We start from the raw sequence: 13,728 nt of genomic DNA, 5'->3' as shown, positions 1-13,728 counted from the left end.
ATGGTTCGAGAAAAACCTGCAGCCACAACATTTCCTCCAGCGATTGAAGCCTCGCCCGAAATATATGCTCAACTCGCCGGATTCCTGAATCAAAACATTCAAACGCATCGTCATCTGGACTGGTTTTCATCACTAGATTGGATTGGCTATCATCCCTATCTGGTCGAATTCAATGGCGATCAAATCCAGGCCGTTCTCTGCGCGGCTGCGGAAAATGCGGACGCTGCCTGGGTCCGCCTCTATGCAGCTTGCAGGGGACTTGACCCAGCAGAACCCTGGCAAAGGATGCTCCCTCAAGCGATCCAACAACTACAAGAGAGAGGCATTAAGAAACTCGCCACCCTCGTGCTGCATCCCTGGTTCGAAGCGCTGGTGAAAAAATCCAGGTTTGTTAACCGCCAAAATATCGTTGTCATGGAATGGCAGGGCACCTTCCCCAAAAAGCAGAAACTCAACCCTGAAATCACCATCCGACCCATGCACATTGATGATCTGCCAGCGGTGGAGATTATTGACCATGCAGCCTTTCCACCCCTTTGGCAAAACTCGATCCAAGGCCTGACAAAAGCCTTTGGCCAAACCGGCATCAGCACTGTGGCGATCAAAGAGGGAAAAATCGTTGGCTACCAAATCAGCACGACTATGACCATTTATGGGCACCTTGCCAGGCTGGCCGTTTCGCCGGAACATCAGCATCAGGGGATCGCCTATACGCTGATTCATGACCTGTTGAAGCAGTTTGAACGCCTTGGATTCTGGCGAATAACCGTCAACACGCAATCGGATAATAAGAATTCAGCAAAGCTCTATAACAGACTGAATTTCAAACGTACGGGAGAAGAAATCACCGTATTTGAAGTGGATATCTAAACCCAAAACAAGACACAAACCATCATTTTCCTATATCAGCGTTTTGCTAGACAAAGCACTTGTCTTGTGGCAAAATCAATACCGTCACTACGATATAAGGAGTTATATATGGGTACTGACTTAAGCAAACGAGAGCTATTGCGCCAGAATCGCATTCAACAAAAAAGACATAAAACGACGACCTTTCTATTAGTCAGTCTGGCAGCGGTTATCCTCGTTCTATTGCTGATATTCCTGCCTGATATGCTTCTTAAACTTTCCGAACCTGGATTCCCAATGGGTGACCCTGATGCCCCTGTCACTGTCTATGAATTCTCCAGCTATACCTGCAGCCATTGTTATGATTTCAACGTGAATGCAACTGAAGACTTCTTCACAAAATATGTGGATACCGGTTTAGTTTATTTTGTTTATGTCAACCTTCCAGCCAATTCTGAAAGCTCTCTCCTGGCTGCTGAGGCTTCCTACTGTGCTGATGATCAGGGGAAATTCTATGAATTCAAGGATCAAATCTTCCCCTACAGCGCCGGTGGGATGACCTTCACCGAAGCGAGCCTGGCCAATTTCGCCAGTTTAGCCGGAATGGACCCCGATACCTTCCAAAGCTGTATGGAAAGCGATAAATTTATCAGCGCTTATGACAAGGATATTAGTTTTGCTTCTGCCAATGGTGTCACAGCAACCCCGACCTTCCTGGTCAACGGCACAGATCTGGTGACGACCAATGAGCTGGAATCAACCATTGAGAAATATCTAAACAATTAATATCAGATTGACTGAAGATATTCAGAGCCTTGAAATTCAAGGCTCTTTTTATTTTAAAGCCCCCCGAAGAAGCGCTCAAGCAGCCAGGTGATCAAAGGTGTGGTGAACAAAGCTGGCAAAAAGCTCCCCGTACGTATCTTCTTGATCTCCAATAGACTGGAAATGGCAATCGCCATCAGGATCAGGCCCCCAACTGCAGTCATTTCGTTCATCATCGCAGTTGAGAAATACTGGCTGAAGAAGCCGGCCAATAACGTAATGGCGCCTTGGTAAACCAGAATGGAAAACGCAGAAAAGGCCACTCCAATCCCCAGTGAGGACGCAAAAGCGATGGAGGCGAAACCATCCAAAATGGCTTTGATCGCCAGCATCTCATAATTTCCTGTCAGGCCGTTTTGAATGGAACCTAAAATAGCAATCGGTCCGATCACAAAGACCAGAGAAGCGGTCACGAATCCCTCAACGAAACGGGAATCCCCACCCTCGCCATCCTCTTTGGGCATGAATTTGGATCTCAAGAAGAAACCCAACTTTTCCAGGCCTTCTTCAACCTTCCACCATTCACCCAAAAGCGCACCAATCAACAAGCCCCCCAATGGCACCAGAGGGTTAGCAGTGTCAATAAATGTTATCAGGCCATAGCCAAAGGTAAAAAGTCCCAGACCGGCAACAATCGTGTTGCGCAGTTTAGGAGAAAGTCTGGAACCAATGCTTACGCCAACAATTGAACCTAATAAGATCGTGCCAACATTAATGAATGTACCAATCAATCGTCAGTCCTCTTTTGCCAATCGAAAACCATCTCCCGATGAGGCGGATTCAGCGACTTCCATGATAAAAAGCAGGGAAGATAAACGGTTCAAATAAGTTGCTAAAATCGGCTTGGTGATCTCACCAGCTTCTAATAGTGCCACAACATCTCGTTCTGCCCGACGGACAACAGTTCGCGCAACGGAAAGGGCTGCACTGGCAGTGGATTCCCCCGGGATAATGAAACCTTTGGGCATCTCCGTGGCCCCTTCAATTTTTGCCACGGTTTCTTCCAGCCAGGTCACCTGTTCGGGATGCACTGAATCGAATAAGCCGGCGTTTTCGGGTGAGGCGGCGAGTTCACTCATCAACTGGTAAAGGTGTTTTTGGATCTCCAGAATCACCTCTGCCAGATGGTCACTGGTCGTCAGCGAACGAGCTAATCCAAGGAAAGCCGTGGCTTCATCCACGCTCCCGATAGCTTCGATTCGTAAAGAAGCCTTCGAGATCCGGCCTTCCCCGAGGTAACCTGTATCACCTGAATCACCCAAGCCCGTGTAGAATGGCGCCATGGATGCCCCTATTCCTCCACTGTGGGTGTTTCCACCGTGTCAGCCCCATCGGACCGACCGGAAAGGATATACCATTCATGGACGCTATTGAAGCGATCTGCGGATTCAAAGATGGGCCCAAAATTGATCCCATTGATATCCGATGATATGGCATAGGTATAAACCGGGTAAAACAATGGCAGAGATGGCAAATCTCGCATGAACAACACCTGGAAGTTCTTATAGAGCCGCTCGCGTTCCGCTATATCCACGGAGATTCGAGCCTGTTCCAGGAATTCACTTGCTGAGCGATTATCCCAGTCTGCGTAGTTCTGACCGTTCCCGATTTGGGCTTGTCCCCAAAGTGGATAGGGATCGGGATCCGGCGAGCGGGTGAAATTAATATCCACCAAAGCCGCCTGATACGTTCGGGCCTGCAAATCAGCCAGGACCTCATCATAAGGTTTGCTCTCAAGGGTCACTTTCACGCCCAGCGCTTCCCAGCCTTGTTGGATATAGCTGGCAATTTGAGCATGTTGATCGGTATCCGGATAGAGCAGGGTCAGGGCAATTTCAAGCCCCTCTTCAGTCACATAAGAAGAAGCCTCTTCATCCCAGGTGGCGCCGGAAGCCATAAAGAACTCCTTGGCACTAACTGGGTCATAGGGAATCTTCTCAAGGTCAGGGTAATAGGCCCAGGTGCTGGGCATTATGGGGCCATTGGCCTTAATCGCCTGACCGCCATAAACCTTCTCAATGATCAAATCCCGGTCAATCGCTTCCATCAGCGCACGCCGGAAATTCGCATCTTTCAGAAAACCAACCTCGTTATTATCCAAATTGAGATAGGTCATGGTCACAATGGGTTCACGGGCAGTATAAATGGAGAGCTTCGGATCTGCCAGAACCGCTGACAGAATGGATGGATCTACTTCGCCGATACCTTCAACAATACCGTCCTGATAAGCAACATAAGCAGCCTCTGAACTCGGGTAATAGCGTAGGATGATCTCATCCAAATAGGGCCTGCCTTCGAAATAGGCATCAAAGGCTTCCATCACCACCCCGATAATCTTGTCGTTTTCAACCAACAGCCGCTGGAATTTAAAAGGTCCAGTGCCGACCGGCGCCAGGTTGAAAGGATCGTCAATCAACTCTTCCAGGCCCTTACCTGCCAGGAGATGCTCAGGCAAAATCCCAAAGGTCAAATAATCGAGGAATGGTGCAAAGGCCTCAGGCAACAAGAACTGTAGCTGATATTCCGAAAGCTGCACAACCTGGACTTCCGCCCAAAGGTTTTGCAGGTCCTGCGGGATCAAAGCATGACCGGATTGCAGCAGTCCAACGGTATACATGACATCGCTAGAGGTAAACTGTTCACCATCATGCCAATAGACATCTGTCCGCAGGCTAAAATTGTAGGTCGTCCCATCCTGGGATACTCCCCACGATTCTGCCAGGTCTGCCTGTGCAATTCCCTCAGAATCGAATTTGATCAAACCGTCAAAAATCATCTTATCAACGGCATGGTCTGGGGGATTATAGATATCCAGGAAAGGGTTGAGCCGCAGGAACTCACCGACCAAAGCTTCAGTATAGACACCACCTGTGATCGGTTCCGGGGTTGAATCAACTTCCTGACCGGTATTGACCTGTTGGAGAATTAACAAAACACCAACGACCAATCCAGTGACCAATATTATGAGGAACTGCCATCTGAATTTTTTCATAGGTTTCGTTTTAAGATAAAAGGGCAACCCATTCGGCGAGTTGCCCAATTAGTCCATGTGAGATTAGAAATTTCGCCAGGGCGGTTCGAAAAGAATCGAAATTACCCAGCCATAGTCGTGACGGTGAGCAGAATCAAAATAAAGAAGACAACGCTCAGGCCGATCGTGACCCAGAACAAGACTTTTTCAATACCACGGCGTTGGGTATAAACCCCACCCGAGGGATCGCCGCCACCTGTCAGACCACCTAATCCAACACCCTTACTTTGTATGATGATACTGGCGATCAAGGCAATTGACGTTATAATCAGTGCGATGCTAAAATAATTTGCCACGGAACCTCCTTTTAACTGGAATGATTATACCCATAATCTAAAAAAACAGTCAACCCAATGAACGAAATCAAAATTGCCCTTCACATGCACACCCGATATTCAGATGGCAATGCCAGCCATTCTGAACTAACCCAAACTGCCCAAAAAGCAGGCCTGGATGGAATCATCACGACCGACCATAATATTTGGGTTCAGGACATTGAAGGATATTATGGCGAAGGTAAGCAGCGGGTGATGTTGATGGTCGGTGAAGAAATCCACGATCGCACGCTGGACCCACCCGGAAACCACATGCTGGCCATTGGTGCGCACAAGGAACTTTCACCCTTTGGCAGCAATCCGCAGCGACTAATTGACCAGATCCAAAAGCACGACGGTCTCTCATTCATCGCTCACCCCATTGAGGACCCATTACCGCGCTTTGGCGAGTTGGCCTTCAGCTGGCGAAACTGGGAAGTAAAACAATTCACGGGCATTGAACTCTGGAACCAGATGAGCGAATTCAAGAGCGTGAGCACAACTCTCACTTCAGCGGCCAGAAACGCCCTTTTCCCGGCCCGGATGACTCTTGGACCGCTGGAACGCACACTGGCACTTTGGGATGAATTGATCGCCTCACGAAAACGCAAGATTGTCGCAGTGGGCGGTGTGGATGCCCACGAGCTCGTAAAAAAGGTTGGACCCTTCAAGATCAAGCTCTATCCGTATCTGCACCAATTTAAAAGCATCACTACCCATCTACTGATCCCCAAGCCGCTGACAGGTAATTTCCTGGAAGACCGCCGGATGGTGATGGATGCGCTGAAAGCCGGCCATTGTTGGGTGGCTTATGACCTCCCGGCATTGACCGATGGATTCCGCTTCCTGGCTGATAATGACGACGGCACCTTCATTATGGGTGATACGGTACAAATCAAACGAGGGCTGACCCTTCAGATCCGTATGCCTCAAAAGGCCAATTGCCGGCTGATCAAAGATGGTGAAGTCATCAAACAATGGGAAAATAGGGAAGTCGCCACCCACCTCACCACAGAACCAGGAGTTTACCGGGTGGAAGCCCTGATCCCCTTCAAAAGGCAGCTGAGGGGATGGATATTTTCCAACCCGATTTATGCCTGGGGCTGATCCCAAAACTCTAAAAACTCTCACACACCATTTACATTTCACTGGTATACATAGTGATATCCTTTTTTCGTGAAAGCGCACGTCGGCTGTCAGAATGAGTATAATTACTCAGGATAGATAATTATGAAACTGAATTTAGATTTAATTGAAGCACATTTACGCGCCTTGTTCGAAGACGGCCTTTATAAACTCACGAACAGTGAGGGCAGCCAGTTCAACATCATTGAACAGCTTTCTCAGGTCATTCAAGCCAACCTCATCGAGAATCACAAAGGGACCGTCTACGCGCCTGACCGCTATACCTTCCTGATCCCAGAGGGGCAGATCTCTGCCTGGGAGAATCAACAGGACATTCTGGGCCAAATTACCGCCAAATTGCAATCCCTGGGGCGGATGGATGACTTCCAATTCCTCACAGAGCCTCAAATTCAGTTACAAGGCGTTCCCAATAGTCAGCAGACCGCCATCACCATTCAGGCCAGCTTTTCCTCAGAGGTGACGAATTTGCCTGATACTGCGGCTATGGAGCAGCCATTTCTGGCTGCCTCCACAACACCCCTGCCGGGAAACGCCTTTCTGGTAATTGGCGGCCGGTCCAATTTCCCCTTGCTGACCCCCATCATCAACATCGGGCGTCACTCTGATAATGACCTGGTGCTTGATGATCTCTATGTTTCTCGTCATCACGCTCAGATCAGAGCCATCAACAAACACTATGTGGTGTTTGATGTGGGTTCCACTGGCGGCATCCTGCTCAACGGGAAAAAAGTCTCCCAGGCCACCCTGCGCCCTGGCGATGTCCTAAAAATCGGGATGGTCAATCTCATCTACATCCAGGATGTCACCTCAGAGCAGGCCACCACCGCTGTCCTGATCGAGCCAGAGGATCCCCCGTTTGGAGATAATCACGAATGAACTCATTGCTACTCTTCATCCTTCGTCTGCTTGTTCTGTTATTGCTCTATCTTTTCATCGGATGGATCGGATATACCATTTTTATGGACCTTCGGAAATCCACCGAAAAGGATGGTAAAGCGTTTATCGCCCCCATCACCCTGATCCCACTCGGAGAAGACCTGGTCGAACCAAAGCAATACGCTCAACCGGAAATCATCATCGGCCGTGACCCGGCCAATGTCTGCCACCTTGAGGACAGCACGGTGTCACTCCGGCATCTGAAATTATTCTATCGTAATCAACATTGGTGGGCCGAAGACCTCGAATCCACCAATGGGTCCTATCTGAACGGCGACCCGCTGCTGTCCCCTGTCATCCTGACGGATGGCGACGAATTACAACTCGGACAAGTAAAAGTTACCGTCAACCTTAATTGAGATTGAAATATTGGAGTATCCCATGAACGAAACCCCTGTACTGGCCGTAATTGGCGGCACTGGACTATACGAATTCGATGACATCACTGACATCGAGACCCTTAAAATCTCCACACCCTTTGGTGATCCAAGCTCCCCTATCATCACCGGGCGGCTCAACGGTAAAAAGGTTGCGTTCCTGGCCCGGCATGGGCTTGGCCATACCTTATCTCCCTCGGATGTACCTTATCGGGCCAATATCTACGCTCTGAAGTCCTTAGGGGTGAGACGGATCGTCAGCGTGAGTGCTTGCGGCTCTCTGCGTGAAGCCTATGCACCCGGCCATATCGTCATTCCCGACCAGATCTTTGATTTCACCCATAAACGAGATCGCAGTTTCTTTGGCAAGGGACTTGTGGCGCACGTCAGTGTGGCAGAACCTTTCTGCGAGTCACTTTCGGACATCCTTGAAGAGTCTGTCAAAACCCAAAATGCCCCATATCACCGGGGCGGCACCTATATCACGATTGAAGGGCCTCGCTTTTCCACCAAGGGTGAATCCCGAGTGTACCGCCAGTGGGGTCTGGACATCATCGGCATGACCGCCTCACCAGAGGTCTTCCTGGCCCGTGAGGCAGAAATATGCTATACCACTATGGCCCATGTCACCGATTATGACGTCTGGCATGCCAATGAAGCTCCTGTAACAGTGGAAATGCTGATTAAGACCCTTTCCAAGAACGTTAAACTGGCCCAGGAGACCATCCGCACAATGGTGGATATGATCGATCCTGAGGCCAGCTGCGAATGTGAAAACGCGCTGGGCAGTGCCCTTACCACCGATCCGAAAGCCATTGATCCCCAAAAGCGTGAAGAGGTGGATCTGCTGGTCAGGAAGTACCTGGCATAACCGTGTATCGCTTTTTCCCTATTCGTGAGCAGGATTCCAGGACGGACCGACTGCAAAGCCGCCTGCTGATCATCGCGGCCTTATTGGTCCTCGCTCTGGCGGCGACTCTGACCATCAGCACTGCCGTCCGCTATCACAGCACCAGTGAGGATTACCGCTGGACGCACTGGTTAGGCGTGTTGGGCTGGTTTTCTGTGTTTGCCGCCCTGAATTGGCAATCCAGCCGGAAGCTCCCCCACCGTGATCCCTACCTGCTGCCAATTGTGGCAGCACTGACGGGTATTGGCCTGATGATGGTCTGGCGGCTTTTTCCCAATATGGGCCTGCGCCAAACCGTCTGGCTGATCCTTTCCGGTGGGATTGTTTTTCTGGGTTTCCAATTCCCTCAATTCCTGACGATCCTCAAAAAATATAAATATATTTGGCTGGTATTGGGTCTGGTCCTGGTTGCCCTGACGATCATCTTCGGTGAAAACCCAACCGGTTTTGGCCCGGCTTTGTGGCTGAACGTTTTTGGCTTCTATTTCCAGCCTTCCGAACCGCTCAAGCTCCTGATGGTCATCTATCTCTCGGGTTTCTTCACCGATCGGCTGATCCTGAAGAAAAACACCCTGGCGCCTGTCCTGCCAACCTTATTTGTCATTGGGCTGGCCCTGGTGTTATTGGTCACCCAGCGTGACCTGGGCACCGCGATCATCTTCATGGCCATCTATCTGCTGATGCTATATTCGATCAACGGCAGCCGCTGGATCCTTTGGACCACACCCTTAGCGTTGATCGCAGCCGGTGTGGTTGGCTATTTCTTCATTGATATCGTCCATGTTCGACTCTATACCTGGCTGCACCCCTTCTCCGATCCCACCGGCACTTCTTATCAGATCATCCAATCGATGATCGGGATTGCCTCCGGAGGCACCCTGGGGGCAGGTTTAGGAATGGGCAGCCCGGGCTTGATCCCAGTTGCCATTTCTGATTTCATTTATGCTGCGCTTGGTGAAGAACTGGGCCTGGCTGGATTGGCAGTCGTTGTTGGACTGATCAGTCTATTGATCTATCGAGCCATAAAAAGGGCCAACCAATCCAGCGATCTTTTCAACCGCCATTTGGCAATTGGGATAGCGTATTATTTCGGTTTCCAGAGCATATTGATCATCGGTGGCAATGTTGGCCTGCTCCCCCTCACCGGGGTCACCCTACCCTTTATTTCGTATGGCGGGTCCTCCCTGCTGATCTCGTTTATCGCCCTGGGCATTCTGATTACCATCAATCAAATTCCCGAAGAACACACAGTCCTGCAATCAACGCCGCAGAGCCGCAGAATCAACTGGTCAACCATCGTCCTGGTCGGTCTGCTGATCGTCGAATTCACCGTAACAACCTTCTATGGCTTCTGGTTTAAAGCCCCTCTGGTTGAGCGGCCTGAGAACCCCCGCTGGGCGGTTGCGGATCGGTTTGTCCCATTGGGCAATATTGTGGATCGCAATGGCCAGGTCATCATCACCAGCATCGGTGAGATCGGTGATATCAGCCGGACCGCCACTTACCCTGCGCTCTCTTCCGTTGTCGGCTATACCAGCTCCATCTATGGGCAAACCGGCATTGAAGCCTCCATGTATTCCTATTTACGCGGTCTAACCAGCGAACGCAGCCTGAAAGATGCGCTCATGGAGTGGGTCAACAACCAGCCACCGGAGGGCTTGAATGTCCGCCTAACCCTGGATCTGAGCCTTCAGCGTGTGGCAGATGACCTTCTAGGAGATGAACATGGTGCAGTAATCCTGATGAACGCGGAGACCGGTGAAATCCTGACAATGGCCTCCCACCCCTATTTCAACCTCGATACCCTGGCGGAAGATTGGGCCTCCTTCAGCGATGAAGAAAATGGACCGCTGGTCAACCGGGTGACCCAGGGTGCCTACCCCATCGGCGGCACGCTGTTCCCCTTCCTGCTGGCTGACCAAATCAACCTTCTGAATACATTCACCCGGCCGGAAACAATCCTCTCCAGTCTCTCCGCTGGTCCAGGTTGCGCAACAGCACCGGAAACCCTGGACTGGGCTTCGATTGTACAATACGGGTGCGTGAACGCCCAGGCTGATCTAGCCAGCTATATTGGCCTGGCCCCGGTATCGGATCTCATTCAAAATCTGGGATACTACACCAGCCCTGATCTTCGCCTAACGGTTGCAGAAGCCGCCCAAACCGGAATAACCGACGATTGGGAATTCTTCACCGGGCAAGACCTGAGCATCAGCCCATTGCAGTTGGCAATTGCAGCCAGCGCCCTATCCAATGATGGCGTCTTGACAGCACCTCGGATTGTCAACGGTTATGAGGATGAAAACGCAGCCTGGGTAACCCTGCCGAAACTGGGATCGGCCAGTACAGCCTTCACTTCTTCACAAGTGGAAAGCTTAACAACATTACTCGAAAACGAGACCGCTTTGCAATGGCAAACAGTCTCCAGCACGGAGACCGACGAAGGCGACCCAATCACCTGGTTTGTCGCAGGCTCCACACCCAACTGGCAGGGGCAACCCTATGTGATCGTGGTGGCCCTGGAAGCCAAAAATCCGAACCAGGCTACACAGATTGGTCTGACCCTCTTAAACCAGGCCATGAACCTTTCAACCAGTAACTAGTCAAGACCACCCGCATAGCGGGTGGCTTGACCTGACCCTATAAGGGTCTTTTACTTGCGGCACCTCAAGGTGCCGCTTTCACTTCGTTCAAGCCTGGTGCACCGATTACCTAGCTACCCCTAAAGGGGTCTTCTGCTTCTTTCGTTGTGATCTTATCCGTCATCTGGTCGTGTTTCTCTTGCTCCCTCACATACTTCGCTATGGTCGCTTCGTTCAACCCCACCGTGCTCACAGAGTATCCTCTCGACCAGAAATGCCGATTCCCATACTTGTACTTCAGATTCCCATGTCGATCAAATATCATCAGAGCACTCTTCCCTTTCAGGTATCCCATGAAGCTTGATACACTGTACTTCGGGGGGATTGATACGAGCAGATGAATATGATCTATCATCGCTGTCCCCTCTATGATCTCTACACCTTTCCATTTGCATAGATCTCTTATTATCTCCACTATGCTCTCTTTGTACTTGGCTTACACAATCTTCCTTCTATATTTTGGCGTAAATACTATATGATATTTACACATCCATTTTGTGTGTGCTAGACTCTTAACCATAGAAATCACTCCTTTCCGTTTGGCGGCTTGAACATCTGCCATTCTACCGGAGTGATTTCTTTCCTATAAGCCTTTGGCTTCCACCGGCTTAGCCGGTGGTTTTCTGTTTCGGGCGTTCCGCCCTCAACTCCCTAAAGGGTTAACAAAAAAAAGGACTGCTTTCGCAGTCCTTTTTCTCCATAAATTTCTATTCTCAGATCACTTTGACAAAGCGGCGCTTGCCAACCTGAACAATGGAACCAACAGAGAGAATCATAAAAGGATCTGTAACTGCCTCGCCGTCAATCTTCACACCATTTTGCTGGATCAATCGCCGGGCCTGACTTTTGCTCTTCACCAGGCTGCTATCCACCAGCACATCCAACAGAACCGGCTCTCCTTCAGGGTGGAACTCAGGAATCTCATCAGGCATGTCGCCCTTCTGGAACATGTTGATGAATTCTGTCTTGGCGTGTTCGGCGGGTTCATCACCGAAGAAAGCAGAAGTGATCTCCTTTGCCAATTCCATCTTGGCATCACGGGGATGCAGATCCCCATTTTCCATCGCCTTTTCAAAGGCTTCAACCTGCTCATTGGTCCAGCGGGTCACTAGGCGGCTGTAGCTGCCCATCGCCTTATCCGGAATGCTCATCACCTTGCCGAACATATCCTCAGGGGTCGTCTCCAGGGGGATATCGTTGCCAAGGGACTTGCTCATCTTCAATTCCCCATCCGTGCCGGGGAGAATTGGCAGGATGATGCCGATATTTGGTTTCTTATCAAAATAGGCCATGATCTTCCGGCCGGCGGTCATGATATTGAACATCTGATCGGTGCCGCCCACCTGGACATCCGTATCCAGCTTATAGGCGTCGTAACCCTGCAAGATCGCATAGAACAGCTCGTGGAAGTAGACCGGCTCGTCCTTATCCCAACGTTTGCGGAAATTCTCACGGGTCAGGAATTGCTGAATGGTGAAATTGGATGCCATATAGATCATGTCCTTAAGCATCAGGTCATCCAGCCATTCTGCGTTATAGCGCAAATCGGTCTTTTCCCGGTCCAGAACCTTGAAGGCCTGGGTGGCATAGGTCTCAGCATTCGCCTGGACCTGTTCCTGGGTGAGCACGGGGCGCAGTTTGTCCTTATCCGAAGGATCGCCGATCAGGGAGGTATAGGTCCCGATTAGAAAGATCACATGGTGGCCCAATTCCTGGAACTGGCGCAGCTTCCGCATGGTCACTGTATGGCCAATATGCAGGTCAGGTTTAGTTGGGTCATAACCACAATAAATGCGCAGCGGCCGTCCTTCTTTTTCTGCCAGGATCAGCCGTTCCCGCAGTTCTTTTTCCATCATCTTGCGGGTGGTGTCATCACCATAATCGGTTCCCCGCATCAAATATGCTACTTGTTGGTCAATGTTCATTGTTGCCTCCTGAAACAAACGCATCCAATAAAAACTATAGGGCAAAAATAAAACGCGCCCGTCAATCAAGGCGCGTTCTCTGCCCTTGACGGGTGCAACTTTTAACTAGGCGTAATAATTAAATGAATTACTTCTCATAGGATAATTATAACGGGAATTTGAGGAAATTACAGTCCCACTCATTAAAAAAGGTGCGCTTTCAAAATCAATCACTTTCACGCCAAGCGTTCCAAAGCTGATATAATCAAATCTGGTGTGCCATGAATGAACCGGTATTAGTTTTAAACGCTAATTTCCAACCCATCAACATCACCTCGACGTACCGAGCAATCAATATGGTCCTGGCCGAGAAAGCCACACTGGTGATGAATGGTCGAGGAGTCATCCATAGCGTTTCCGAAGTCTTTCCCCTGCCCTCCGTCATCCGGCTGAACCGGATGGTCAAACGCCCCCGCCCCATCGTAAAACTGACCCGCAAGGAGATCTTCCGACGCGATAATTTCACCTGTCAATATTGCGGCCGGCAGACCAATACACTAACCATTGACCATGTCATTCCCAGGCACATGGGTGGAGAAACCACCTGGAGCAATGTGGTCACAGCCTGTTCCCGATGCAACCATCTCAAAGGCGGCATGACTCCAGAACAATCCGGAATGGTGCCGCTGCGCAAACCTCAGGCCCCACCCAGCACCGCTGTTTACCTCTTTGGTAAACACACGCACGAAACCCAGGAATGGCAGGAATTCCTGGTTGGTTGGTAGTACTTAATT

13 protein-coding genes and 1 pseudogene are annotated in these 13,728 nt (G+C 50.2%); 8 read left to right on the top strand and 6 right to left on the bottom strand.

The genetic code is table 11. From position 1 onward, the window contains the following. Both JR338_02175 and JR338_02170 read left to right on the top strand, forming a co-directional pair. A complete protein-coding gene (locus JR338_02175; GenBank protein QRN83583.1) occupies positions 1-870 on the top strand; it encodes a GNAT family N-acetyltransferase in 870 nt (289 codons plus the stop codon). Positions 871-978: 108 nt separating this feature from the next. Then, positions 979-1,635 (top strand): DsbA family protein, encoded by a 657-nt coding sequence (locus tag JR338_02170; protein ID QRN83582.1) that lies wholly within the window; start codon positions 979-981, stop codon positions 1,633-1,635. 53 nt (positions 1,636-1,688) lie between these two features. On the opposite strand, the gene JR338_02165 is transcribed toward JR338_02170, so the two are convergent. From JR338_02165 to secG, 4 genes are all read right to left on the bottom strand, one after another. After that, positions 1,689-2,405: a DUF554 domain-containing protein gene (locus JR338_02165; GenBank protein QRN83581.1), complete on the bottom strand. Its 717-nt coding sequence runs from the start codon at positions 2,403-2,405 to the stop codon at positions 1,689-1,691. 3 nt (positions 2,406-2,408) lie between these two features. Further along, the gene (locus JR338_02160) at positions 2,409-2,957 is read right to left on the bottom strand and encodes a cob(I)yrinic acid a,c-diamide adenosyltransferase (GenBank protein ID QRN83580.1); all 549 of its coding nucleotides are present in this window, start codon (positions 2,955-2,957) and stop codon (positions 2,409-2,411) included. An 8-nt stretch (positions 2,958-2,965) separates the two neighbouring features. Further along, the gene (locus tag JR338_02155; protein ID QRN83579.1) at positions 2,966-4,666 is read right to left on the bottom strand and encodes a peptide ABC transporter substrate-binding protein; all 1,701 of its coding nucleotides are present in this window, start codon (positions 4,664-4,666) and stop codon (positions 2,966-2,968) included. A gap of 101 nt (positions 4,667-4,767) precedes the next feature. After that, the gene (gene secG, locus JR338_02150; GenBank protein ID QRN83578.1) at positions 4,768-5,001 is read right to left on the bottom strand and encodes a preprotein translocase subunit SecG; all 234 of its coding nucleotides are present in this window, start codon (positions 4,999-5,001) and stop codon (positions 4,768-4,770) included. A 57-nt stretch (positions 5,002-5,058) separates the two neighbouring features. On the opposite strand from secG, the gene JR338_02145 reads away from it, so the two are divergent. The 5 genes from JR338_02145 (at position 5,059) to JR338_02125 (ending at position 10,991) form a co-directional block, all read left to right on the top strand. After that, complete coding sequence (locus tag JR338_02145; protein ID QRN83577.1) at positions 5,059-6,126, top strand: CehA/McbA family metallohydrolase; 1,068 nt, start codon at positions 5,059-5,061, stop codon at positions 6,124-6,126. A 123-nt stretch (positions 6,127-6,249) separates the two neighbouring features. After that, on the top strand, positions 6,250-7,041 hold the full coding sequence (locus tag JR338_02140; protein QRN83576.1) for a DUF3662 domain-containing protein: 792 nt from the start codon (positions 6,250-6,252) through the stop codon (positions 7,039-7,041). Further along, positions 7,038-7,460 (top strand): FHA domain-containing protein, encoded by a 423-nt coding sequence (locus JR338_02135; GenBank protein ID QRN83575.1) that lies wholly within the window; start codon positions 7,038-7,040, stop codon positions 7,458-7,460. The genes JR338_02140 and JR338_02135 overlap by 4 nt, the downstream gene beginning before the upstream one ends. A gap of 22 nt (positions 7,461-7,482) precedes the next feature. Continuing rightward, complete coding sequence (gene mtnP, locus JR338_02130; GenBank protein QRN83574.1) at positions 7,483-8,349, top strand: S-methyl-5'-thioadenosine phosphorylase; 867 nt, start codon at positions 7,483-7,485, stop codon at positions 8,347-8,349. Positions 8,350-8,351: 2 nt separating this feature from the next. Next, positions 8,352-10,991: an FtsW/RodA/SpoVE family cell cycle protein gene (locus tag JR338_02125; GenBank protein QRN83573.1), complete on the top strand. Its 2,640-nt coding sequence runs from the start codon at positions 8,352-8,354 to the stop codon at positions 10,989-10,991. 109 nt (positions 10,992-11,100) lie between these two features. Here JR338_02125 and tnpA read toward each other — a convergent pair. Both tnpA and JR338_02115 read right to left on the bottom strand, forming a co-directional pair. Then, positions 11,101-11,550: pseudogene (gene tnpA / locus JR338_02120) on the bottom strand (IS200/IS605 family transposase). A gap of 193 nt (positions 11,551-11,743) precedes the next feature. After that, complete coding sequence (locus tag JR338_02115) at positions 11,744-12,955, bottom strand: tyrosine--tRNA ligase (protein QRN83572.1); 1,212 nt, start codon at positions 12,953-12,955, stop codon at positions 11,744-11,746. A 260-nt stretch (positions 12,956-13,215) separates the two neighbouring features. On the opposite strand from JR338_02115, the gene JR338_02110 reads away from it, so the two are divergent. Next, positions 13,216-13,719 carry an HNH endonuclease gene (locus JR338_02110; GenBank protein QRN83571.1) on the top strand — a complete coding sequence of 168 codons (504 nt, stop codon included), beginning with the start codon at positions 13,216-13,218 and terminating at the stop codon, positions 13,717-13,719. Positions 13,720-13,728 lie beyond the last annotated feature (9 nt).

It is taken from the genome of Chloroflexota bacterium (assembly GCA_016887485.1).
In the GTDB taxonomy this organism is placed as follows: domain Bacteria; phylum Chloroflexota; class Anaerolineae; order Anaerolineales; family Anaerolineaceae; genus Brevifilum.
The sequence above is the reverse complement of the archived record's forward strand: the minus strand, read 5'-3'. Positions and strand labels throughout refer to the sequence as shown.

What these genes read in the sequence shown, in the direction of transcription:
- JR338_02175 (QRN83583.1), top strand. Translation starts at nt 1, where the DNA reads ATGGTTCGAGAAAAACCTGCAGCCACAACATTTCCTCCAGCGATTGAA.
- JR338_02170 (QRN83582.1), top strand. Translation starts at nt 979, where the DNA reads ATGGGTACTGACTTAAGCAAACGAGAGCTATTGCGCCAGAATCGCATT.
- JR338_02160 (QRN83580.1), bottom strand. Translation starts at nt 2,957, where the DNA reads ATGGCGCCATTCTACACGGGCTTGGGTGATTCAGGTGATACAGGTTAC.
- JR338_02155 (QRN83579.1), bottom strand. Translation starts at nt 4,666, where the DNA reads ATGAAAAAATTCAGATGGCAGTTCCTCATAATATTGGTCACTGGATTG.
- JR338_02145 (QRN83577.1), top strand. Translation starts at nt 5,059, where the DNA reads ATGAACGAAATCAAAATTGCCCTTCACATGCACACCCGATATTCAGAT.
- JR338_02140 (QRN83576.1), top strand. Translation starts at nt 6,250, where the DNA reads ATGAAACTGAATTTAGATTTAATTGAAGCACATTTACGCGCCTTGTTC.
- JR338_02135 (QRN83575.1), top strand. Translation starts at nt 7,038, where the DNA reads ATGAACTCATTGCTACTCTTCATCCTTCGTCTGCTTGTTCTGTTATTG.
- mtnP (QRN83574.1), top strand. Translation starts at nt 7,483, where the DNA reads ATGAACGAAACCCCTGTACTGGCCGTAATTGGCGGCACTGGACTATAC.
- JR338_02115 (QRN83572.1), bottom strand. Translation starts at nt 12,955, where the DNA reads ATGAACATTGACCAACAAGTAGCATATTTGATGCGGGGAACCGATTAT.
- JR338_02110 (QRN83571.1), top strand. Translation starts at nt 13,216, where the DNA reads ATGAATGAACCGGTATTAGTTTTAAACGCTAATTTCCAACCCATCAAC.